This is a genomic window from Actinoalloteichus sp. GBA129-24 (genome assembly GCF_001941645.1).
GTDB lineage: Bacteria > Actinomycetota > Actinomycetes > Mycobacteriales > Pseudonocardiaceae > Actinoalloteichus_A > Actinoalloteichus_A fjordicus.
The window spans coordinates 3,829,480-3,855,807 of record NZ_CP016077.1; the positions used below are offsets into that span (position 1 = coordinate 3,829,480).

1 protein-coding gene is annotated in these 26,328 nt (G+C 71.9%); it reads right to left on the bottom strand.

Features of this window, described 5'->3' with window-relative positions:
- Nucleotides 1–48 precede the first annotated feature (48 nt).
- Nucleotides 49–26,322: a type I polyketide synthase gene (locus UA75_RS16990; RefSeq protein ID WP_157434253.1), complete on the bottom strand. Its 26,274-nt coding sequence runs from the start codon at nucleotides 26,320–26,322 to the stop codon at nucleotides 49–51.
- Between the last annotated feature and the right edge of the window lie 6 nt (nucleotides 26,323–26,328).

A 26,328-nucleotide genomic window follows, 5' to 3' on the forward strand; every position in this document is an offset into this window, starting at 1 on the left:
CCGAAAGAACAATCGAAATACCAAAGGAAACCGGGTAGTCGGGCCGGATCACGAGGTGCCGAACTGCTTGTCGATGAAGTCGAACATCTCGTCGTCGCTGGCTGCGCCGATCCGGTCGGTCACCGAGTCGCCCGCGTGGTCGGCCTTGAGCTCGTCCAATCGGGACAACATGGCCCGCAGTCGGCTGCTCACCGCAGCCTGCGCCGCATCGTCGGAGGTGAGATCGGAGATCGCCGCGTCCAACCGGTCCAGCTCGGCATTCATCGAGGCGCCGGGCTGCTCGTCGGCATCGGCGAGCTGCGCCTGGAGGAATTCCGCCATATCCGCTGCGGTCGGGTGGTCGAACAGCAGGGAGCCGGGCAGGCGCAGCTCGGTGGCAGCGGCCAGCCTGTTGCGCACGTCCAGGGCCATCAGCGAGTCGAATCCGTAGTCCTTGAACGCGCGAGCCGGATCGACCTCCTGTGGGCCCGCGTGCCCGAGGGTCCGCGCGACCTGTGATCGGACCAGTTCCAGCAGTTCCAGTCTCCGCTGGGCGGGCAGCATTCCGGCGAGCCGGTCGCGCAGCCCGGCACCCGCCCTGGCGGCTGTCGAGGACCGCCGGCGGGCGGGAAGCAGCCCGCTGAGCACGGCCGGAACGGCATCGCCCTGCCCACGCAGGGCGACCCGGTCGAACTGGGCGGGCAGGGTGACCGTCTCTCCGGTGGCCAGCGCCGCGTCGAACAGGGCGAGCCCGGTCTCCGAGGACATGGCCACCACGCCGCCTCGGCCGAGCCGAGCACGGTCGGCGTGGTCCAGACCGCCGGTCAGCTCGCTCGTCTCGGCCCACAGACCCCAGGCCATCGACAATGCGGGCAGACCCTCGGCGCGTCGGCGCAGCGCCAGCGCGTCCAGGTAGGCGTTGGCCGCCGCGTAATTGCCCTGCCCCGGGGTGCCGAGGGTGCCCGCAAGCGAGGAGAACAGCACGAACGCGGAGAGATCCAGCCCTCGGGTGAGCTCGTCGAGGTGACGCGCGGCGTCCACCTTGGGCCGCAGCACGCGATCCACGGATTCCGTGGTCAACGAGCCGATCACGCCGTCCTCGAGCACCCCGGCGAGGTGAACGACACCACGCAACGGCCACTCGTCGGGGATCTCGGCGAGCAGGGCGGCCAGTTCCTCCCGGTCGGCGGCGTCGCAGGCCACCACCTCGGCCTGCGCGCCGAGCGCGGCGAGTTCGGCCACCAGTTCATCGGCTCCGGGTGCCCGGGTACCCCGGCGACTGCTCAGCACCAGGCGTCGAACCCCGTGCACCTGCACCAGGTGTCGGGCGACGAGCCCGCCGAGGACTCCGGTGCCACCGGTGACGAGCACGGTGGAGGCGGGATCGAAGGCGACTGCCCCACCGTCGGACGATTCGGGCAGCTCGACCGCCCTCGGCACGAAGGTCGCACCGCCTCGGATCGCCACCTGTGGCTCGGCGGCGGCAAGCACCCCGGGCAGGACGTCTGCCTCGGTCCCGTCGTCCCCGAGGTCGACCAGCAGGAGGCGACCGGGGTTCTCCGACTGCGCCGTGCGCAGCAGCCCCCAGATCGCGGCCGCACCGGGGTCCGGCGTCACGCCCGCGCAGCTGACCGCGTGCCGGGTGAGCACGACCAGCAGCGCGTCGGCGTACCGGTCCTCGGCCAGCCAGTCCTGCACCAGCCGTAGTGCCGCGTGCACTGCGGTATGCGGGTCGCCGCCCGCCAGCGGCGCGATCACGACCTCGGCAGGAACCTCGCCCAGGTCGGCGAGCGAACCGACCGGGCGGGCCGACAGGGCGGTCGCACTCACCGGGACGCCGGTGTCCAGCAGTGCCCACGGCCGGTCCGCGCCGTTCTCGGGCGCGGCGGTGAGCCGGAGCGGCTGCCAGGCCAGTCCCAGGAGCGGCCCGGCCCCGGTCCGGTCACCGCCGAGCCTGCTCCGGTCGAGCGGACGCAGTCGGACCGCCGTCGCGGACAGCACCGGGTTCCCGTCCTGATCGGCAACCGTGACCGACACCTGGTCCTCGCCTGCCACGCCGAGGTGCACCCGGATGCGGCCTGCGCCGGGCGAGTACAGCCGGACCCCGGTCCAGCCGGTGGGGACCAGGCCTCGGCTCTGGTCGTCGGCGATGAGCAGCGCGGTGGTGAGCAGACCGGGATGCAGCCCGAACCGGGCGGCGACCGGGTCCTCCTCCTCGGGAAGGTCGATCTCGGCGAACAGGTCGGTGTCTCGGCGCCAGAGGGCACGCACGGTGCCGAACCGCGATCCGAGCGCAGTGCCCCCGTCGGCGATCCGCTGATGCAGCTCATCGGGGTCGGCTTCGACCGCGTCCGGCGGCCAGTTGCCAAGGTCGGTGCCGGGGTCGGCGAATTCCTCGGCAAGCAGGCCTGCTGCGTAACGGGTCCACCGCCCGGTCCCGTCGTCCTCGTGCGGACGTGCGTGGACGGTCAGCGGGCGGTGCCCCGACTCGTCCGGTGCGGCGACGGCGACCTGCACCTGCAAGGCAGCGTCGTGAGACAGCGGCAGCGGCAGCAGCACGTCGAGCTGGGCGAGGTGGCCGAAACCGACCCGGCCCCCGGCCTGTAGCGCCAGTTCTGTCCACAGCGCCTCGGGCACCACGGTGACGCCGTCGACGGTATGATCGGCCAGCCAGGGCTGGCCGGGCACCGACAGCCGTCCGGTCAACACCACCCCGTCGGCTTCGGCGAGGTCCACCGCCGCTCCCAGCACCGGATGGTCGGCGTCGGCGAGGCCCAGCGACCCTGGGTCGCCTGCGCCTGCCGTTCCGAGGGACACCTCGGGCCAGTAGCGGCTGTGTCGGAAGGGATAGGTGGGCAGTTCGACGTGCCGAGACCGGTGCCCGGCGAACGCGGCCGACCAGTCGATCCGCCTGCCGTAGATCCAGGCCTGGGCGAGGCTCTCGTACAGCTGCGCGAGTCCGCCCTCGTCCCGGCGGAGTGTGCCGACGACCAGTGCCTCGACCTCGACGGTGTCCAGCGTGTCGTGCACGGGCATGGTCAGCACCGGATGTGGCGAGGCCTCCACGAAGGCGGTGTATCCCTCGGCTGCCAGCGCGGCGATCGCGGATTCGAAGCGGACGGTCTCCCGCAGATTCCGATACCAGTACCCGGCGTCGAGCTCGGCGGTGTCGATCCGGCCGCCCGTCACGGTGGAGTAGAACCCGATGCCGCTGCCGCGCGGCGCGACGTCGGCCAGGGCCGTGAGCAGGTCCGCCTCGATCCGCTCGACCTGCGCCGAGTGCGAGGCGTAGTCCACCGGGATCCGCTTCGCCCGGATGCCGTCCGCCTCGCACTCCGCGGCGAACGCGGCCAGTGCCTCGGGGTCGCCGGACACCACCACGGCGCGGGGACCGTTCACCGCGGCCACCGACACCCCGCCGCCGAACTCGACGAGTCGAGCACGGACCTCGGCCGCAGGCAGGCCCACCGAGTACATGCCGCCGTGCCCGGCCAGGGTCTCCGCGATCAACCGGGATCGCAGGCACACCACCCGGGCACCATCGGTCAAGGACAGGGCGCCCGCGACCACGGCGGCGGCGATCTCGCCCTGTGAGTGGCCGACCACCGCATCCGGTGTCAGGCCGAAGGACTCCCAGACCGCGGCCAGGGAGACCAGCATGGCGAACAGCACCGGCTGCACCACGTCCACCCGGTCCAACAGGTCCTGATCACCGAGCGCGTCGTAGACCGACCAGTCCACCCAGCGGTCCAGTTCTTCGGCGCACTCGGCGAACCTGGCGGCGAACGCCGGGGACGACTCCAGCAGTTCCCGGCCCATTCCGATCCACTGTGATCCCTGGCCGGGGAAGACGAAGGCCACCGCGCCGGGGCGGTGCGCGGCGCGCGATTCGGCCTCGCCTGTGGCCAGGGCGCGCAGCCCCGTCAGCAGTTGCTCCCGACCGGTGCTAGCAACGACGGCGCGGTACTCGAAGGTCGACCGGGTGGTGGCCAGCTCGTGCCCCACCGCAGCCACATCGGCCTCGGGGTTCTCCGCCGAGAAGGACAGCAGCCGTTCGGCGTAGGCACTCAGGGCGGCTGCCGAGCGCGCCGAGAGCACCCACGGCACCAGGGCGGGGGCCTGGCCCGCCGGTTCGGGAAGCAGGTCGGCAGGCCCCTCCTCGATGATCACATGTGCGTTGGTGCCGCTGATGCCGAAGGAGGAGATCCCGGCCCGTCGCGGACGGTCCCCGACCGCCCACGGCACCGGCTCAGTGAGCAGCCGAACCGCACCGGCCTCCCAGTCCACATGGGACGAGGGCGCATCGACGTGCAGTGTCCTGGGCAGCACGCCGTGCCGCATCGCCTGCACCATCTTGATCACGCTGGCCACTCCGGCCGCCGCCTGGGTGTGCCCCAGATTCGACTTGACCGAGCCCAGCCACAGCGGCTGCTCGACGGATCGATCCCTGCCGTAGGTGGCGAGCAGCGCCTGCGCCTCGATCGGGTCGCCGAGGGTGGTCCCGGTGCCGTGCGCATCCACTGCGTCCACATCGGACGGCGCCAGCCCCGCGTCGGCCACCGCGCGGCGGATCACCCGCTGCTGTGAGGGGCCGTTCGGTGCGGTCAATCCGTTCGACGCGCCGTCGGAGTTCACCGCCGAGCCCCGCAGCACGGCGAGCACCGGGTGCCCGTTGCGCCGTGCATCGGACAACCGCTCCACCAACAGCACACCGACGCCCTCGGACCAACTCGTACCGTCGGCGGCATCGGCGAAGGGTTTGCACCGGCCGTCCGCAGCGAGGCCGCGCTGCCTGCTGAACTCCACGAACACGGTGGGGGTGGCCATCACGGTGACCCCGCCGACCAGGGCCAGCGAGCACTCGCCCTGCCGAAGTGCCTGGCGGGCCCAGTGCAGCGCCACCAGTGAGGAGGAGCAGGCGGTGTCGATCGAGACGGCAGGCCCCTCCAGCCCGAGTGCGTAGGCCACCCGGCCGGAGACGATGCTCCCGGCCGCGCCGACGCTGACATGCCCTTCCGCATCGTCCCCGCCGCCGGAGAGCAGGGCCCCGTAGTCCTGGTACATGACGCCTGCGAACACCCCGGTCGGGCTGCCGCGCAGTGCGGCCGGATCGATGCCCGCCCGCTCGATCGCCTCCCAGGAGGTCTCCAGCAGCAACCGCTGTTGCGGATCCATCGCCAGCGCCTCGCGCGGGGAGATGCCGAAGAAGCCCTCGTCGAAGCCGCCGACGTCGTCCAGGAAGCCACCGCTGCGGGTGTAGCACTTGCCGGGTGTGCCGGGGTCGGGATCGTAGAGCGCGTCGAGGTCCCAGCCTCGGTCGGCGGGGAACTCGGCGATGCCGTCGCGCCCCTCGGCAAGCAGCTGCCAGAGCTGTTCCGGCGAGTCGACCCCGCCCGGATAGCGGCAGGCCATGGCGACGATGGCGATCGGCTCGTCGTCGCCATCGGGTTGGCTGCGACCGGTCGGGGCGAGGTCGTCGAGAGGTGCCGCGCCGACGAACAGCTCGCCGTCCACCAGTTCGGCCAGCCGTTCCGGGGTCGGGTGATCGAAGATCAGGGTCGCGGGCAGTCGCAGCCCCGTCGCCTCGGCGAGGCCGTTGCGCAGCTCGAGGGCGATCAGCGAGTCGAAGCCCAGTTCCGCGAAGGTCCGGTCGGCGGGCACCGATTCCGCTGAACCGTGGCCGAGTACCGAGGCCACCTGCGCGCGCACCAGTGCGAGCAGGGCACGCCGCCGATCGGCGGCGGACAGCCCGGCAAGCCGTTGGCGCAGGCCGCCCGCGTCCGCTGCGCCGGTGAGCGCTGCGGTGCGGCGGCCTGCCGGCACCAGACCGCGCAGGATGCCGGGCAGCGAGGAGCCTTGCGCACGCAGGGCGGTCGGGACGAGCTTGACCGGTACGAGCAGGCAGTCCCGACCGGAGACCGAGGCGTCGAACAGCGCAAGCCCCTCCTCCGCGGACAACGCCGACACCCCGCCCCGACCCAACCTCGCCGAAGACGCGACGCCCGCCAACTCGCTCTCCTGGTCCCAGAGCCCCCAGGCAAGCGAATGCGCGGTCCGGCCGACGCCGCGCCGATGCTGGGCGAGGGCGTCCAGACAGGCGTTCGCCGCCGCGTAGTTGCCCTGCCCCGGGGTGCCGACCAGCCCGGCAAAGGAGGAGAACAGCACGAAGGCGGACAACTCCGCCGACTCGGTCAGCTCGTGCAGGTTGATCGCGGCGTCGATCTTGGGCCGCATCACCCGGTCGATCCGGTCGGCATCGAGCGAATGCAGCACGCCGTCGTTCACCACCCCGGCCGCGTGCACCACGCCCCGCACCGGGTGTTCCGCCGGAATCTCCCGCAGCGTCGCGGCAAGGGCCGCCCGGTCCGCCGCATCGCAGGCGACGATCCTTGCCTGTGCGCCGAGCGCGGTCAGCTCGTCCAGCAGCTCGACGGCACCCGGTGCCTCGATGCCTCGGCGGCTGAGCAGCAGCAGATGCCGGACGCCGTTGGCCCGGACCAGATGTCTGCTGACCAGCGCACCCAGCGCACCGGTGGCCCCGGTGACGACCACGGTTCCCTCCGGTCCGAAACGCGCAACGGGTTCCGGATCAGGTGCGGCCTGGGTCAGCCTCGGGATCAGAACGCGGCCCGCCCGCACCGCCACCTGCGGTTCCCCGGAGGCGACGGCGGCCGCGAGCACATCGGCGGATGCGGTGAGATCGTCGGTGTCGATCAGCACGAAGCGGCCGGGGTTCTCCGACTGGGCCGAGCGGGCCAAGCCCCAGGCAGCCGCGCCGCAGAGGTCGATGCAGTCCTGCGGGTCACCGTGGTCCGGCGTGCTGTCGGTGTCGACCGCCCCGCTGGTGAGCAGGATCAATCGCGAGTCGGCCAAGCGGTCGTCGGCCAGCCAGGTCTGCAACACGTGCAGCGTGTTGGCGGTGCTGGCGCGGATTCGGGCGGCGGCGGCCTCGCCGTCCCAGGATGCGGCGCGGTACGCGAGCACGACGACGTCCGGTGCGGGTTCGGTGTCGAGTCGATCTATGAGCGCGGCGAGGTCGGCAGGGGTGTCGAGACCGGCGACACTGTTGCGCAGCGCCTCGGTGAGGTCTGCGTCGCCGACCACCGACCACCGCGCCGCCGAGGCCGTCTCGGCCACCGGATGTTCGATCCAGGACAGCCGGTACAGCGAGTTCGCACCGGGTCTGGCAGGCGCGGCAGTGAACGGCCGCAGCACCAGCGAATCCGCCGAGAACACCGGGTTCCCGGCCGGGTCCTCGACGCTCAGGGCGGCGGTGTCGGCGGAGCGGGGCCGCACTCGGACGCGCAGGGTGGTGGCGCCTGCGGCGTGCAGCGCGGCACGCGAGAGCGAGAACGGCACGAGTGGTTGCCCGCCCTCCGCGCCGAGCCCGGTCAGCGAGACCGCGTGCAGGGCCGCATCGAGCAGCGCGGGATGCAGGCCGTACCGACGGGCCTGGGCTCGTTGATCCTCGGAAAGCCGGACCTCGGCGAACACGTCCTCGCCCCGGCGCCACGCGGCGGTGAGGCCCTGGAAGGCAGGGCCGTAGGCCAGCCCCGCGCCGGAAAGCCGGTCGTAGAGCCCGGTGACGTCGATCGGCTCGGACCCCGTCGGCGGCCAGACCGGGTCCACCGTCGCGGGAACCTGTTGCTGCGCGGTCAGGATGCCGGCGGCGTGCTGAATCCAGTCCTGTCCCTCGGTGCAGGAGAAGACGGTGATCGGGCGGCCCTGCTCCGCTGGTTCGCCGACGACGACCTGTAGTCGGGTGTCGTGTCGGGTGAGAGTGAGCGGGGTGTGCAACGTGAGCTCCGCCAGGTGCGGGGCGCCGACGTGATCCCCGGCATGGACGGCGAGCTCGACCAAGGCGGTGCCCGGCAGGATCACCGCACCGTGCACGACATGATCGGCCAGCCAGGGGTGCGTCCGGGTCGAGATCCGCCCGGTGAACACCAGACCGTCGGTGCCTGCCATGGTGACCACGGCACCCAGCAATGGATGCTCCGTCGAGGCCAGACCCGCAGCGGTGACATCGGCTGCGTCCAGTCCCGACTCCGGCCAGAACCGCTCGTGTTGGAAGGCGTAGGTGGGCAGGTCGATCTGTCGGGCGCCGGGGAGCAGTGCGGCCCAGTCCAGCGGGGTGCCGGTGGTGTGCAGGGCGGCCACGGCGGCCAGCAGCGTTTCGGCCTCGGGCCGGTCCTTGCGTTGGGCGGGCACGGCCGTGGCGTCCTCGACGATCTCGCCGATCATCGAGGTGAGCACTGCCTGTGGGCCCAGTTCGAGGAATCGGGTGACTCCGGTTCGGTGCACCGTCTGGATGCCGTCGGCGAAGCGAACACACTCCCGAACATGCCGCACCCAATACTCGGGGGTCGAGACCTCCTCCTCCGCCATCTCACCCGACACCAATGACACCAGGGGAAGCGCCGCAGGCCGATAATCCACCGACTCCACCACCGCCGCGAAATCAGCCGACATCGGCTCCATCAACGGCGAGTGAAACGCATGCGACACCACCAAACGACGAGTCCGACAACCCAGACCCGCGAAATGCCGCTCCACCACCGCGACCGCATCCTCGGCACCCGACACCACCACCGACCGAGGACCATTCACCGCCGCGACATCCACCACACCCGACAGCACCGGACGAACCTCGTCCTCCGCCGCCCCGATGGCCACCATCACCCCACCAGCGGGCAACGCCTGCATCAACCGACCCCGCGCCGCCACCAGACGACACGCATCCTCCAGCGAGAACACCCCCGCGACATACGCAGCAGTGATCTCACCCAGCGAATGCCCCGTCACCACATCCGGACGAACACCCCACGACTCCACCAAACGGAACAGCGCCACCTCAAACGCAAACAATCCAGCCTGCGCAAACACCGTCCGATCCAACACAGAACCAGCACCAGAATCGGAATCGGAAGCCGAGCCCTCGAACACCACCTCACTCAACACACCCGGCAACAACCCATCAAAAGCGGCACACACCGCATCAAAAGAATCCGCAAAAACCGGAAACGCGCCATACAACCCACGACCCATCCCCACCCACTGCGCACCCTGACCCGAGAACAGAACGGCCAAGCCACTTCCCCGCCCAGCCACACCCGACGACACCGACGGATGCCTCTCCCCAGCCACCACCGCACGCAGACCCGCCACCACACCCACCCGATCGGCAGCCACCACCACCGCACGATGCTCCAACTCCGCGCGCGAGACACCCAACGAATAGCCGACGTCCGCCAGGTCGAGCTCGGGATGGCGCTCCGCGAAGGACAGCAGGCGGGCCGCCTGCGCCGACAATGCCGCCGAGGAGCGCGCCGAGACCGCCCACGGCACCACGGGCACCGTTGACGGCTCCGCCGCCCCGGCTGTGTCCGGGCCCTGCTCCAACAACACGTGTGCGTTGGTGCCGCTGATGCCGAAGGAGGACACCCCGGCTCGCCGAGGCCGGTCGTCGCTCTCCCACGGCACCGATTCGGTCAGCAGCCGGACCGCACCCGAATCCCAGTCCACATGCGAGGAGGGGGCGTCCACGTGCAGCGTCTTCGGCAACACCCCGTGCCGCATCGCCTGCACCATCTTGATCACACCGGCAATGCCCGCCGCAGCCTGCGTGTGCCCGAGATTCGACTTCACCGAACCCAACCACAACGGCCGCTCGACGGACCGGCCCCGACCATAAGTCGCCAACAAGGCCTGCGCCTCGATCGGATCACCCAGCCTGGTGCCGGTGCCATGCGCCTCCACGACGTCCACCTCGGTCGGTGCGAGGTCGGCGGCGGCGAGCGCCGCGCGGATGACGCGCTGCTGGGCGGGACCGTTCGGCGCGGTCAACCCGTTCGACGCGCCGTCCTGGTTCACTGCGGAGCCGCGCACCAGGGCCAACACCTGATGTCCGTTGCGCCGGGCGTCCGACAACCGCTCCAGCAACACCATGCCCACGCCTTCGGACCAACCGGTACCGTCGGCGGCCTCGGCGAAGGGCTTGCAGCGGCCGTCGGGTGCCAGCCCCCGCTGCCTGCTGAACGTCACGAAGGCACCGGGCGTCGCCATCACCGTCACGCCGCCTGCCAGCGCCATCGAGCACTCGCCGGAGCGCAGCGACTGCGCCGCCAGATGCATCGCCACCAGCGACGACGAACACGCCGTGTCGATCGTCACCGCCGGACCCTCCAGCCCGAACAGATAGGCGACCCGACCCGAGAGCACGCTCCCGGCCCCACCGGTGCCCTCGTGACCCTGCGAGTCGTCGTCGGCGGCGGCCAACCGGCCACCGTAGTCGTGGTACATCTGTCCGGCAAACACCCCGATGGAGCTGCCGCGCACCGAATGCGGATCGATCCCGGCGCGTTCGAAGGTCTCCCAACTCGTCTCCAACAGGAGCCGCTGCTGCGGATCCATCGCCAACGCCTCGCGCGGGGAGATGCCGAAGAAGTTCGCGTCGAAACCGGCCGGATCGGTCAGGAAGCCGCCCTCTCGGGCGTAGCAGGTGCCCGCCTTGCCCGGCTCCGGGTCGTACAGGGCGTCCAGGTCCCAGCCTCGGTCGGCGGGGAACCCGCTGATGCCGTCGGTCCCGGCGGCAACCATTCGCCAGAGGTCGTCCGGCGTGTCTGCCCCGCCCGGGTAGCGGCAGCCCATCGCCACGATCGCGATCGGCTCGTCGTGCGCAGGCGTGGGCTGGTCGGGGCCCGTCACCTGCTCGAGCGCGCCGAAGAGCTCGGCATCGAGGTAGGCGGCCAGTGCGCTGGGCGTCGGGTAGTCGTAGACCAGGGTGGCGGGCAACCGTAATCCGGTGTTCTCGATGAGCTGGTTGCGCAGTTCCACCGCAGTGAGGGAATCGAACCCGAGCTCGGTGAAGGCCTGCTCGGGTCGGATCGAGGCAGTCGAGGCGTGCCCGAGCACGACCGCGACCCGGTCGCACACCACGGCGACCAACGCGGCCTGCCGCTCCTCGCGCGGCACCGCTGTCAGCCGGTCGCGCAGACCACCGTCGGACGACTCCGCAGCGGCACGCCGGGTGGGCGGCACCAGCACCTGCCAGAGCGCGGGAAGGGCCTGACCGCCTGCGTTCCGGCTGCGCAGTGCCGCCAGGTCGAGCTTCGCCGGGATGGTCACCGGTTCGCCCGCAGCGAGCGCGGCGTCGAACAGTGCCAGTCCTTCGGCGACCGGCAGTTCCCGGACGCCGCCTCTGGCGAGCCGGGATCGGTCGGTGCCAGACAGGTCCCTGGTGAGGTCACCTGATCCCGCCCACAGCCCCCAGTCCAGCGACAGCGCGGGCAGTCCGGCGGCGCGGCGTTGCTCGGCCAGCGCGTCGAGTGCGGCGTTCGCCGCCGCATAGTTGGCCTGTCCCGGGGTGCCGACCACGCCTGCCAGCGAGGAGAAGAGCACGAAGGCGGTGAGGCCGAGTTCGGCGGTCAATTCGTGCAGGTGCCGAGCGGCGACGATCTTCGGCCGAAGGACCCGGTCGAGGCCCGCGACGGTCTGCGAGAGGAGGGTGCCGTCCTCGAGCACCCCCGCCGCGTGCACCACGGCCCGCAACGGCCGGTCGGCGGGGATCCGCGCCAGCACATCGGCCAGTGCCGCTCGGTCCGCCACATCACAGGCCGCGATCTCAGTCCTGGCGCCCAGTTCCGCGAGTTCGGCGACCAGCGCCTCCGCGCCGGTGCCCCGGCGGCTGAGCAGCAACAGGTCGCGGACCCCGTACGCGGTCACCAGGTGTCGCGCGATCTCGATACCCAGCGCACCGGTACCGCCGGTGATCAGCACCGTCCCGTCCGCACCGAAGGCGCCTGCGGGGACGGCGTCGGCGACGGGGGCCGCGCGGACCAGTCGAGGGACGTAGGCGGCTCCGCCACGGAGGGCGATCTGTGGTTCACCGGAGTTCAGGGCGGCGACCACCGCCGCCTCCGAGGCGGTCGACCCGTCGCTGTCGATCAGCACGATCCGGCCGGGGTGCTCGGATTGAGCCGAGCGCACCAGTCCCCAGACGGCGGCGGGCACCGGATCCGGCACGGTTCCGGCGCAGCCGACCGCATCGCGGGTGGACAGCACCAGCCTGCGGTCCGCCGAGCGTTCTTCGCCCAGCCAGTCCTGGATGCGGGTGAGGGCGGCGTGGGCGGTGTCGGCGACCACGAAGTCCGCGTCGGCGGACTCCTCGGACGCGACGTCGGCGCCCGCGCTGAGCAAGGTCCACTCCAGGTGGAACAGGGGGTTGCTCGGCGCGGTCTGCCCCGTGGTGTGCCTCGGCCGGAGCAGGAGTTCCGCCACCGAGACGACGACCCGGCCCGCGCCGTCGGCGATCAGCAGCTCGACGGAGTCGCCGCCGAGGTTCCGCAGCCGCAGCCGCACGGCCCGCGCGCCTGCCGCGTGTAGCGAGACGCCCTTCCAGACGAACGGCAGTAGCGCGGTCCCGCTGTCCGTTCCGACGCCGGTGAAGCCGATCGCGTGCAGCACGGCGTCCAGCAGCGCGGGGTGGATTCCGTAGCCTGCGGCCTCGCCCGCCACGGTGTCGGGCAGGGCGGCTTCGGCGTAGACGGCGTCCCCGTGTCGCCATACCGAGTGCAGGCCTCGGAAGGCGGGGCCGTAACCGAGGCCCGCATCGTCGAACCGTTCGTAGAGGTCGGCCGGTTCGACCGGTTCTGCTCCGGCGGGCGGCCACTGTGCCCAGGTCTCGGCCTCGGGTTCGCGGGTGGCACGGAGCGCTCCGGTGGCGTGGGCAGTCCAGTCCTCGGCGCCGTCGGGCAGCGAGAACACCGTCACCGAGTGCTGTCCGTCGGCATCCGGTGCGTCGACGGCCAGCTGAATCCGGACCCCGCGTTGCCCGTCGAGGACGAGCGGCGTGTGCAGGGTGAGTTCCGTGAGATGCGGGGCGCCGATGTGGTCACCGGCGCGGATGGCGAGTTCCACGAAGGCGGTGCCGGGGACCAACGCGGTGCCGTCGACGGTGTGCTCGGCCAGCCAGGGATGTGTCCGGGTGGAGAGCCTGCCTGCGAGCACGACACCGCCGGAGCCCGGTAGGGCGAGCGAGGCGCTGAGCATCGGGTGGTCCGCTGCGGCCAGGCCCATGGTGGCGGGGTCGCCGTTGGCGGCAGGCCCGTCCAGCCAGTAGCGCTGGTGTTGGAAGGCGTAGGTGGGCAGGTCCACCTGCCGGGCACCGGGGAAGAGCGCCGCCCAGTCCGGGACGGCACCTGCGAGGTGCAAGGTGGCCACGGCGGACATCAGGGCTTCCGGCTCGGGGCGGTCTCGGCGCAATGCCGCCACCGCCGTCGTCGCCGTCGCCGCCGTTGCCAGCCCGGCCGTCGCCGTCCCCGCCGTCTCAGCAGCGGTGACCATCGGCGTGAGCACGGCCTGTGGGCCCAGCTCCAGGAACCGGGTCACGCCGGTACGGCGTAAGGCGGCGACGCCGTCGGCGAACCGGACCGGCTCCCGCACATGCCGAACCCAGTACTCGGCGGTCGAGATCTCCTCCCCCGCCACCTCTCCCGAGACCAGCGACACCACGGGCAGCCGGGCAGCCCGGTACGCCACCGACTCCGCGACCTCGGCGAACTCGGCGAGCATCGGATCCATCAGGTGCGAGTGGAAGGCGTGCGAGACCGCCAGCCTGCGCGTCCGGCGACCGAGACCGGAGAAGTGCCGCTCCACGGCGGAGACCTCGTCCTCGACTCCGGAGACCACCACGGCTTCCGGACCGTTGACCGCCGCGAGGGCCGTGCCCTCGGTCAGCCGCAACCGCACCTCGTCCTCGGACGCCGCCACAGCCACCATCGCCCCACCCTCGGGCAACGCCTGCATCAACCCGCCCCTGCCGGCGACCAGCCGACACGCATCCTCCAGCGAGAACACCCCGGCAAGGTGCGCAGCAGTGATCTCACCCAGCGAATGCCCCGTCACCGCATCCGGACGAACACCCCAGGACTCCACCAGCCGAAACAACGCCACCTCGAACGCGAACAACCCAGCCTGCGCATATACCGTCCGATCCAATTCGGCCCCGGACCCGGACGCACCGTCGGCGAACACCACCGCCGCCAACCTGCCCGGCAACAGACCATCGAACCCGGCACACACCGCATCAAACGACTCCGCGAACACCGGAAACGCGCCGTACAACTCCCGACCCATCCCCACCCGCTGCGCACCCTGACCCGAGAACAGCACGGCCAGCCGGCCCGGCGTGGCGATGCCCGTGACCACCCGCCGATCCAGTCCGCCCGTCGCGAGGACGTCCAGACCCGCCAACAGCTCCGCCCGATCGGCGCCCAGTACCGCCGCACGATGGGAATGGGCCGTGCGGCTGGCGCCGAGTGAGTAGCCGAGATCGGCAAGGCCGAGTTCAGGCCGGTCGGTCACGAAGGAGGACAGTCGGGCAGCCTGCGCGGCCAAGGCCGCCGGCGATCGAGCCGAGAGCACCCAGGGCAGGACGGGCAGCTCGGTCGACTCGGAGCGTTCCGGGTGCGGCGTGAGCGGGCCCTCCTCGATGACCACGTGCGCGTTCGTGCCGCTGAAGCCGAACGAGGACACCCCGGCCCGCCGAGGCCCGTCGCCGTCCGGCCACACCACCTGCTCGGTGAGCAGCCGGACCGAGCCCGAGTCCCAGTCCACCTGCGAGGACGGCTCGTCGACGTGCAAGGTCCTCGGCAGCACACCGTGCTGCATCGCCTGCACCATCTTGATCACGCCGCCGACACCTGCGGCAGCCTGGGTGTGTCCGATGTTCGACTTCAGCGAACCGAGCCACAGCGGCCGGTCGGCGGGGCGGTCCTGACCGTAGGTCGCCAGCAGGGCCTGCGCCTCGATCGGATCTCCCAGCGTGGTCCCGGTGCCGTGCGCCTCGACAACGTCCACATCGGAGGGTGTCAGTCCGGCGTCGGCCAGCGCCCGGCGGATCACCCGCTGTTGCGAGGGACCGTTCGGCGCGGTCAACCCGTTCGACGCGCCGTCCTGGTTCACGGCCGAACCCCGCACCACCGCCAGCACCCGATGTCCGTTGCGTCGGGCGTCCGACATCCGTTCCAGCAGCACCATCCCGACGCCCTCAGACCAACCGGTGCCGTCCGCGGCCTCGGCGAACGGCTTGCACCGGCCGTCCGGTGCCAGCCCGCGCTGCCTGCTGAACTCCACGAACGCGGTCGGCGTGGACATCACGGTCACGCCACCGGCCATCGCGAGATCGCACTCCCCGGAGCGCAGCGCCTGGGCGGCCAGGTGCATCGCGACCAGCGAGGAGGAACAGGCGGTGTCGATGGACACGGCCGCACCCTCGAGCCCGAGGGCGTAGGCGACCCGACCCGATACGACGCTGCCCGCCGCGCCGGTGCCGACATGTCCGTCAGTGTCCTGAGCTGCGGCGGCGACCTGTGCGCCGTAGTCGTGGTACATGACGCCGGTGAACACGCCGGTCGCGCTGCCGCGCAGACTCGCGGGCTCGATGCCCGCGCGTTCGAGGACCTCCCAACAGGACTCGAGCAGCAGCCGCTGCTGCGGGTCCATCGCCAGCGCCTCGCGCGGCGAGATACCGAAGAAGCCGGCGTCGAAACCGGCCGCATCGTGCAGGAACCCGCCGTCACGCACGTAGCTCGTGCCGGGTCGGGTCCGCTCGGGGTCGACGAGGCGATCGAGGTCCCAGCCCCGATCCTCGGGGAACCCGGTGATGCCGTCGCCGCCCTCGACGACCAGCCGCCACAGGTCCTCCGGGGACTGCACACCACCCGGGTAGCGGCAGCTCATCGCCACGATGGCGATCGGGTCGTCGTTCGCCCGCACGGAGGCCGCGACGGGCGCGGCGGCGGTTGCCACACCGGTCAGTCCGACGTCCAAGAACTCCGCAAGGGCCTGCGGCGACGGATAGTCGAACACCAGGGTCGCGGGGAGCGCCAGTCCGGTGACTCCGGTCAGCGCATTGCGCAGCTCGACGGCGGTCAAGGAGTCGAATCCGAGGTCTGCGAAGGACTCGTCGGGCACGACGGCCACCGACGAGGCGTGTCCGAGCACGGCGGCGGCCTGGGCGCGGACGAGTTCGAGCAGGGCGTCCCGTCGTTCGGCCGCAGGCAGCCCGGCCAGTTCGGCCGCAGGCCCCGAACCTGCGGCGCGGACCGCGTGCCGCCGCCTGGATCGGACGAGATCGCGCAGCAGCGGATGTGGCGGTGCGCCGGACGCGGTCAGCGCCGCGATGTCGAGCCGGACCGGTAGCAGCACCGGTTCATCCCGGCCGAGCGCGGCGTCGAAGAGCGCGAGTCCCTCGGCGGCCGACAGCGCGCGGACCCCGCCACGGGTCAGGCGGCTGCGGTCCCGCTCGACGAGTCCGCCGGTCAGCTCCCCGGTCTCCGCCCAGAGTCCCCAGGCGAGGGACTGAGCGGGCAGGCCCTGCGCACGTCGCTGTAGGGCGAGCGCGTCCAGGTAGGCGTTGGCGGCGGCATAGTTGGCCTGGCCGGGCGTGCCCAGCATCCCGGCGGCCGAGGAGAACAGGACGAATGCGGAGAGGTCGAGCCCTTCGGTCAACTCGTGCAGGTGCCGTGCGGCCAGGGCTTTGCCACGCAACACGTGATCGAGGCCCTCGGCGGTGAGCGTGGTGATGGTGGCGTCGTCCAGGACTCCGGCGGCGTGTACGACGCCGGTCAGCGGCCGGTCCGCAGGCAGGTCCGTAAGCAGCGCGGCGAGCGCAGTGCGGTCCGAGACGTCGCAGGCCACGACCGCCACTCGGGCGCCCGACGTGGCGAGTTCGGCGCGGAGGTCCTCGGCGCCGGGGGCGGCCGGTCCGCGTCTGCCGACCAGGACCAGGTCGCGCACCCCGTGGGCGAGGACGAGATGTCGTGCGACCAGCGAGCCGAGCGCACCGGTCCCCCCGGTTACCAACACGGTGCCGGACCCGAACTCCGGTGTGCCGGTCTGTGCCGGTGCTCGCCGGACGCGCGGGGCGCTGACCCGGCCCTGCCGCACGGCAAGTTGCGGTTCACCGGTGGCGAGCAGGGCGTCCAGCACCGTGGCGGCGGCGATGCGGTCGTCGGTGTCGAGCAGCACGAAGCGTCCGGGGTGCTCGGTCTGGGCCGAGCGCACCAGGCCCCAGATCGCCGCCGCGTCCGGCTCCGGTGTGTCGCCGGTCGCGTCGGCGGTCATGATGACCAGGCGGGAGTCGGCGAGGCGTTCCTCGGCAAGCCAGTCCTGGACGAGGGCGAGCGCACCGAGGCAGTCGGCCGGGCTCGGCGCGAGCAGCACCTCGGGTGCGATCTCGGCGGCCGAGGCGAGGTCGGCACAGGTCTCGGCCCGCAGTGCCTCGGCGAGTGCCGGCTCGCCGCCGAGCACGGCCCGGTGGGTCCGTCCGATACCCGTCGGGAGCTCTAACGGCGTCCAGTCGAGGTGGAAGAGGGCGGTGCGCGCAATCGCCGAGGTCGAACTGCCCGGCTCCGAGGAGATCGGGCGCAGCACGAGATCCCGCACGGTGGCGACCGGGTGACCGTCCTCGTCGGCGAGCACGAGCGACAGGGAATCAGTACCCCGGGGCCGCAGTCGTACCCGCAGGGCGGCCGCGTGCGCGGCGTGCAGGGTGACCCCGGACCAGGCGAACGGAAGCAGCGCGCGGTCGGTCGCGGCGGCGAGCGGGGTATGGCCTGCGGCGTGCAGGGCCGCGTCCAGCAAGGCGGGGTGCAACCCGAACCGGCCTGTGTCGGCAACGATCTCGGTGTCCAGTGCGACCTCGGCGTACACGTCCTCGCCGTGTCGCCAGGCAGCGCGTAGGCCTCGGAATGCCGGGCCGTAGTCCAGTCCTGCCTCGGCCAGCTCCGCATAGCCGCCGGTCAGGTCGATCTGTTCGGCGCCGGCAGGCGGCCACGGGGCGAGGGTGAACTCCTCGGTCGGGCCCTCCGGCGCCAGTACACCCGTGGCGTGGCTGGTCCAGGGCTGCTCGTCCGCACCGGGACGGGCATAGATCTGTAGCTCGCGGTCGCCGTTCTCGCCTGCCGCGCCGAGCACCACCTGCAACTGCACGACCTCGGCATCGGGCAGCACGAGCGGGGCGTGCAGGGTGAGTTCGCGCAGCTGCGGGCAGCCCGCCTGGTCACCGGCCCGGATCGCCAGTTCGACCAGGGCCGAGCCGGGGAGCACCGGGACCCCGGAGACGACGTGGTCGGCCAGCCATGGGTGGGTGCGGGTGGACAGCCGCCCGGTGAGTACCAGGCGGTCGGAGTCTGCCAGCCAGATCGCGGCGCCGAGCAGCGGGTGGTCGGTTCTCTCCAGTCCCAGCGAGGCCGGGTCGCCGCCGTCCGAGGTCGCGTCCAGCCAGTAGCGCTGGTGTTGGAACGCATAGGTGGGCAGGTCGATCCGGTGGGCACCGGGCAGCAATGCGTCCCAGTCCAACGGAATGCCGGTGGTGTGCAGGGTGGCCAGGGCGGCCAGCAGGGTCTCGACCTCGGGCCGATCCCGGCGCGAGGCGGCCACCGCCGCCGATTCGGCGACGATCTCCCCGACCGAGGGAGTGAGCACGGCCTGTGGGCCCAGCTCCAGGAACCGGGTCACGCCGGTACGGCGTAAGGCGGCGACGCCGTCGGCGAACCGGACCGGCTCCCGCACATGCCGAACCCAGTACTCGGCGGTCGAAATCTCCTCCCCCGCCACCTCTCCCGAGACCAGAGACACCACGGGCAGCCCGGCAGCCCGGTACACCACCGACTCCGCCACCTCCGCGAACTCGGCGAGCATCGGATCCATCAGATGCGAGTGGAAGGCGTGCGACACCGCAAGCCTGCGAACCTTGCGACCCAGACCGGAGAAGTGCGCCGCCACCGTCGACACCGCGTCCTCGACACCGGACACCACCACCGAGCCCGGGCCGTTGACCGCCGCGATGCCCACCACATCCGACAACAGGGGCCGAACCTCGTCCTCGGACGCCGCGACAGCCACCATCGCCCCGCCCTCGGGCAACGCCTGCATCAACCCGCCCCTGCCGGCGACCAGCCGACAGGCATCCGACAACGAGAACACCCCGGCAAGGTGCGCAGCAGTGATCTCACCCAGCGAATGCCCCGTCACCGCATCCGGACGAACACCCCAGGACTCCACCAGCCGAAACAACGCCACCTCAAACGCGAACAAACCCGCCTGCGCAAACACCGTCCGATCCAACTCAGAACCCGACCCAGAACCAGAACCGGACTCAGACTCAGACTCGGAGTCGGGCGCCCCGAACACCACCTCCGCCAACCCACCCGGCAACACACCATCGAACCCGGCACACACCGCATCAAAAGACTCCGCGAACACCGGAAACGCGCCGTACAACTCACGACCCATCCCCACCCGCTGCGCACCCTGACCCGAGAACAGCACCGCCAGCAGACCGGAGCCTGCGCCTGCGGTACCGGTGATCACCCGCCGGTCCGCACCGCCTGCGGCGAGCACACCCAGACCGGCGAGCAACTCTGCCCGGTCGGCACCCAGCACCACCGCACGATGGGAATGCAGCGAGCGGGAGACACCCAGCGAGTACGCGGTGGCCGCCGGGTCGAGCTCGGGAGTTCCGTCCGCAAAGGACAGCAGCCGCGCGGCCTGGGCCCGCAGCGCCTCCGGCGACCGCGCCGAGACCACCCACGGCACCACCGGCAGCGACGCCGCAGGCACCGGCAGCCCCGGGGACGCCGCCCCGGCGGACGGTTCCTCCGGTGCCTGTTCCAGGACGATGTGCGCGTTGGTGCCGGAGATTCCGAAGGAGGACACCCCGACCCGCCGGGGCCGGTCCACCGCAGGCCACTGGACCTGCTCGGTCAACAACCGCACCGCACCCGCATCCCAGTCCACATGCGAGGACGGCGCATCCACATGCAAGGTCTTGGGCAGCACACCGTGGCGCATCGCCTGCACCATCTTGATGACGCCGCCGACCCCGGCCGCAGCCTGGGAATGACCGATGTTCGACTTCAACGAACCAAGCCACAACGGCCGATCCGGCAGACGATCCCGACCGTAGGTGGCCAACAACGCCTGCGCCTCGATCGGGTCACCCAAGGTCGTGCCCGTCCCGTGCGCCTCCACCGCGTCCACCTCCGACGCGACAAGACCCGCATCCGCCAACGCACGCCGAATCACCCGCTGCTGCGCCGGACCGTTCGGCGCCGTCAGTCCGTTCGACGCGCCGTCCTGGTTCACCGAGGAGCCGCGCAGCACGGCGAGCACGCGGTGTCCCTTGGCCTTGGCGTCCGAGAGCCGCTCCAGCAGCACCAGACCGACGCCCTCCGACCAGCCGGTGCCGTCCGCCGCCTCGGCGAACGGCTTGCACCGGCCGTCGGCGGCCAGCCCGCGCTGCCTGCTGAACTCCACGAAGGGCATCGGCGAGGACATCACCGTCACGCCGCCTGCCAGCGCCATCGAGCACTCGCCGGAGCGCAGCGACTGCGCCGCCAGATGCATCGCCACCAGCGACGACGAACACGCCGTGTCGATCGTCACCGCCGGACCCTCCAGCCCGAACAGATAGGCGACCCGACCGGAGGCGATGCTGCCCGCGCTGCCGCTGCCGAGGTAACCCTCGAACTCCTCCGGGACCTCGTGCAGCCGGGCTGCGTAGTCGTGGTGCATCATGCCCGCGAACACGCCGGTCGCGGTGCCGCGCAGGCTCTCCGGGTCGATTCCGGCGCGTTCAAACAGCTCCCACGAGGCCTCCAGCAGCAGTCGCTGCTGCGGATCGACCGTCAGCGCCTCCCGGGGACTGAGCCCGAAGAACGCCGCGTCGAACCGGTCCGCATCGTGGAGGAAACCGCCCTCGCGGGCGTAGCTGGTGCCCGCGACGTCCGGATCGGCGTTGTAGAGCCGGTCCAGGTCCCATCCCCGGTTCACCGGGAATCCGGTGATCCCGTCGCGTCCCTCGGCCACCAACCGCCACAGGTCTTCCGGCGAGGCGACCCCACCCGGGTAGCGGCAGCTCATCGCCACGATCGCAATCGGTTCGTCCGGTGCGGCGAGGACCGCAGGGGCGGTGTCGACCGGGCGCAGACCCGCGAGTTCGGTGTGGAGCAGTTCCACCAGCGCGGCCGGGGTCGGGTGGTCGAACACCAGCGTCGCGGGCAGTCGGACACCGGTTTCCGAGGTCAGCCGGTTGCGCAGTTCGATCGAGGTGAGCGAGTCGAACCCGAGATCACGGAAGGCGCGGGACACCTCGACCGAGGCGGCCGAATCGTGCCCGAGCACCTCCGCGATCTTCGCCCGGACCAGGTCGGTCAGCACCCGGTCCCGTTCGGCCTCGGTCAGACCCGCCAATCGCGCGGCAAGCGGTGCGGCGCCCGCTGCGGCACCGGCTGCGACGATCCGCCGCCGGGTGGCCTGCACCCGGTCGCGCAACACGGTGGGGACCGCCTCGCCGTGGCCGCGCAGCGTCGCCAGGTCCAGCCGGACGGGCACCAGCGCGCCCCCTGATCCGGCGCAGGCCGCGTCGAACAGCGTCAGACCGTCCTCGGTGGACAGCGGGAGCACGCCGCCTCTGGCGGCGCGATGCAGATCGGTCTCCCCGAGGTTCGCCGTCATCGCACTGGTCTCGGCCCACATGCCCCAGGCCAGTGCGAGGGTGGGAAGACCGGCGGCTGCTCGGAACCCGGCGAAGGCATCGAGGAAGGAGTTCGCGGCCGCGTAACCGGACTGACCCGGCCCGCCGAAGACCCCGGCGGCCGAGGAGAACAACACGAAGGCGGACAGGTCCCGGCCTGAGGTCAGTTCGTGCAGGTTGACTGCGGCGTCCACCTTCGCGCGCAGCACCGCTGCCACTCTCGGCGCGGTCTGGGAGCCGACGACGCCGTCGTCCAACACCCCCGCCACGTGCACCACCCCGCGCAACGGGTGCTCCGAAGGGATCGTGTCGAGTGCTGCGGCCAGCGCCGCGCGGTCCGCCGCATCGGCGGCCACCAACTCGGCATGCGCACCCAGCTCCGCGAGTTCCGCACACAGTTCGACGGCCCCCGGGGCCTGCGCGCCCCGGCGGCTCAGCAGGAGCAGTCTGCGAACGCCGTGGACGCGAACCAGGTGGCGGGCGAGCAGACCGCCCAGTGCACCGGTCGCGCCGGTCACCAGCACGGTGCCCTCGGGGCCGAACTCCGCGGCCGGGGCAGGCCGCTCGTCCTTGACGGCCCGCACCAGCCGAGGCACGAAGATCGCGCCCGATCGGACCGCCAGCTCCGGCTCGCCCGAGGTGAGCAGGGCGGGCAGGACACGCACCGAGCTCTCGTCCTCGTCGATGTCGATCAGCACGATCCGACCGGGATGCTCCGACTGCGCCGAGCGCACCAGCCCCCAGGCCGCAGCCGAGGCCGGATCAAGCGGTGCGCCGCCGCAGTCCACCGCGCCGCGACCGAGGACCACCAGTCGGGTGTCGACGAACCGCTCCTGCCCGAGCCAGTCCTGCACGGCGGTCAGCGCCCGCAGGGTACGTGCGTGTGCCGTCGCGGCGAGATCCCCCTCGGAGGGCACCGCTGCGGCCAGGTCCAAGACGAGCACCTCGGGAGCCGGACCGTCGGGCGCCTGCCCCTCGGCCGCCGCATCGGGCGCCAGCACCTCCAGCGCCGCCACGTGGTCGGAGAGTGCGGACCGCACCGGGGAATCGACGAGCAGCGCCCACCGCTCGGCGGAGGCGACCGCCTTGGTGGGCAGCGGGGTCCAGCCGCACCGGAACAGGGAGTTGCGGACCACCCCGGGCGCAGGCGCGAGCTGCTCGGCCGCCTGCGGGCGCAGCGAGAGGGAGTCGACCTCGGCAACCGGTTCACCGGTGCCGTCGGCCACGGCCAGCGAGATCGATTCCTCGCCGCTCCGCCGCAGCCGTACCCGCAGCACGGTTGCGCCCGTGGCGTGCAGCGTCACCCCCGTCCAGGAGAACGGCAGTACGGCACCGCCGCCGCCCACCCCGGTATGGCCTGCCGCGTGCAAGGCGGCGTCGAGCAGCGCCGGGTGCAGCGCGAACTCGCCGGTCGCCCCCTCGGGCAGCGCGACCTCGACGAAGACGTCGTCACCGGAGGTCCACACCGCGCGCAGGCCGCGAAACACCGGTCCGTACTCCAGACCGACCTCGGCCAGCCGGTCGTAGAAGGACTCCGGATCGAGGTCCACCTCGGCCGCACCCGCAGGCGGCCACTCGGCAGCCGGGAAATCCGCCGGTTCCGCCGCGCTGCCCAGCAGGCCGTGCGCGTGCAGTGTCCACGGTTCATCCTCGGCCTCGGACGAGGGTCGCGAGTAGATGCGCAGGGAACGGGCGGCCGAGCCGTCCGGTGCGCCCACCACGACCTGGAGCCGCACCGCGCCCTCCTCGGGCAGCGTCAGCGGCGCCTGGAGGGTCAGTTCCTCCACCCGGGGGCAGCCCGCCCGGTCCCCCGCGTGCAGGGCGAGCTCGACCAACGCGGTCCCCGGCAACACGACCGCCCCGGCGACGCGGTGCTCGGTCAGCCAGGGGTGGCTGCGCACGGACAGCTGCCCGGTGAGCAGACTCCCGTCCGAGTCGGCGAGCGCGATCGCCCCGGCGAGCAGCGGATGCGCTGCGGCGGCCAGGCCCATGGCCTCGGGGTTCTCGGCGACGACCGGAGCATCGAGCCAGAAGCGCCTGCGCTGGAACGGATAGGTGGGCAGGTCCACGCGCGGCGACGCGGTGCCGTCGAACACCAGCGGCCAGCCGATCTCGGCGCCGTGGCAGTGCAGGCGGGCCAGCGCCTCGGTGACCGCCCGAGGTTCCGGTCGGTCGCCACGCAGCAGCGGGGTCGCCACGATGTCCTCGGCACCGTCGAGGCAGTCCTGCACCATCGCGGTGAGCGTGCCGCCGGGCCCGATCTCCAGGAAACGGGTGACGCTCTTCCCTCGGAGGAAGGCGATGCCGTCGCGGAAGCGGACGGCCGCGCGCACGTGCCGCACCCAGTAGTCGGGCGAGGTCAGTTCCTTGATCTTGGCCTGCACGCCGGTCACGTTGGACACCACGGCCAGCCGGGGCCGCCGGTAGGTCACGGTCCGCGCGACCTGCTCGAACTCGCCGAGCATCTCGTCCATCAGCGGCGAGTGGAACGCGTGCGACACGGCCAGCCGCCTGGTCTTGCGGCCGCGCTCGACGAACTCCGCCGCCAGGGCGGCGACCGCCTCCTCCGCACCAGAGACCACCACGGAGGCAGGCCCGTTGATCGCGGCGATTCCCGTCTGCTCGGTCAGCAGCGGGGTCACCTCGTCCTCGGTGGCCGCGATTGCCACCATCGCCCCGCCCGTGGGCAGGGCCTGCATCAGTCTGCCGCGCGCGCCCACCAGCCTGCAGGCGTCCGGCAGCGAGAACGCCCCGGCCAGATGCGCCGCGACCAGCTCGCCGATGGAGTGACCGACCAGGTAGCGGGGGCGCACGCCCCAGGACTCGACCAGCCGGTAGGCGGCCACCTCCACCGCGAACAGCGCGGCCTGAGTGAAGACGGTGCGGTCGAGAAGAGCGGCCTCGGGGCTGTTCTGCGACGCGAAGACCACCTCGCGCAACGGCTGCGGCAGCTCGGGGTCGAGATGCGTGCACACCTCGTCGAAGGCCCGGGCGAACACCGGGTACGACCGGTACAGCTCCAGGCCCATCCCCGGGCGCTGGGAGCCCTGACCGGAGAACAGGAACGCGAGCCTGCCGGTGCCTGCCGGGCCGCGCACCAGCTGCGCCGAACCGGTTCCGTCCGCGAGCGCGCGCAGCCCGCCGAGCAGCTCCGCACGATCGGTGCCCAGCACCACCGCGCGGTCGTCGAAGTGGGTGCGGGTGGTGGCCAGCGCCTGTCCGACATCCACCGTGGGCAGATCGGGACGCTGCTCCAGCAGCGCGAGCAGCCGCTCGGCCTGCTCGTGCAACGCCTGCCCGGTGCGTCCGGAGAGAAGCCAGGGCACGATCTCGGGCCGGGCGGCCTCGACCTGATCCGACGCGGCCTGACCCGGCTCGGCCTGATCCGATTCGACCGGGTCCGGCTCGGCAGGGTCCGGTTTTGGGGCCTGCTCGACGATGACGTGCGCATTCGTGCCGCTGACGCCGAACGAGGAGATCCCTGCCCTGCGCGGCCGGTCCGAAACAGGCCAGTCCACCGGTTCGGCGAGCAGGCGCACCGCGCCCGCCGTCCAATCCACCGAGGTGGTGGGCTGGTCCGCGTGCAGGCTCTTGGGCAGCAGGCCGTGGCGCAGGGACTGCACCATCTTGATCACCCCGCCGACGCCGGCAGCGGCCTGGGTGTGCCCGATGTTGGACTTCAGCGCGCCGAGCCACAGCGGCCGGTCCGCTGGACGGTCCTGACCGTAGGTGGCCAGCAGCGCCTGCGCCTCGATCGGATCACCCAGCGTGGTACCCGTGCCGTGCGCCTCCACGGCATCCACATCGGACGCCGCGAGGCCGGCATCGGCCAGCGCCTGCCGGATCACCCGCTGCTGGGCGGGACCGTTGGGCGCGGTGAGCCTGCTGCTGGCGCCGTCCTGATTGATCGCCGAGCCCCGGAGCACCGCGAGCACCTCGTGCCCGTTGCGCCGGGCGTCGGAGAGTCGCTCCAACAACACCAGACCGATGCCCTCTGCCCAGCCGGTGCCGTCTGCCGACGCCGAGAACGGTTTGCACCGGCCGTCGGCGGCCAGACCGCGCTGTCGGCTGAACTCCACGAAGGTGTTCGGCGTCGACATCACCGTGACCCCGCCCGCCAACGCCAGCGTGCACTCGCCTCGACGCAGGGCCTGCATCGCCCAGTGCATGGCGACCAGCGACGAGGAGCACGCCGTGTCGATGGTGACCGCAGGGCCTTCGAGACCGAACGTGTAGGCCACTCGCCCGGACGCGATGCTCGGCGCGCTGCCGTTGCCGAGGTAGCCCTCCAGCCCGGCAGGTGCGCTGGTGAACCGGGCGCCGTAGTCGTTGTACATGATGCCGGTGAACACGCCGGTCCGGCTGCCGCGCAGATCTGCGGGCGGGATGCCTGCCCGCTCGAACGCCTCCCAGGTGGCCTCCAGAAGCAGGCGCTGTTGCGGATCGGTGGCCAGCGCCTCCCGTGGATTCAGCCCGAAGAAATCGGGGTCGAAATCGGCGGCGTCGTGCAGGAAACCGCCCGCCCTGGCGTAGGTGGTACCAGCCGAATCCGGATCGGGATGGTAAATCCGCTCGGTGTCCCAGCCCCGGTCGGCGGGGAATTCGGTGATGGCCTCCCCGCCGGATTCGACCAGCCGCCACAGGTCCTCCGGAGAGGTGACGCCGCCGGGATAACGACAGCTCATCGCGACGATCGCAATGGGCTCACGCTCGCGGTCATCGAGCTCGCGCAGCCGCTGCCGCGTTCGCTGCAGGTCGGTCGTGACCCGCTTGAGATAATCCCGAAGCTTGCCGTCGCTCATTGAGGT

What these genes read in the sequence shown, in the direction of transcription:
- UA75_RS16990 (WP_157434253.1), bottom strand. Translation starts at nt 26,322, where the DNA reads ATGAGCGACGGCAAGCTTCGGGATTATCTCAAGCGGGTCACGACCGAC.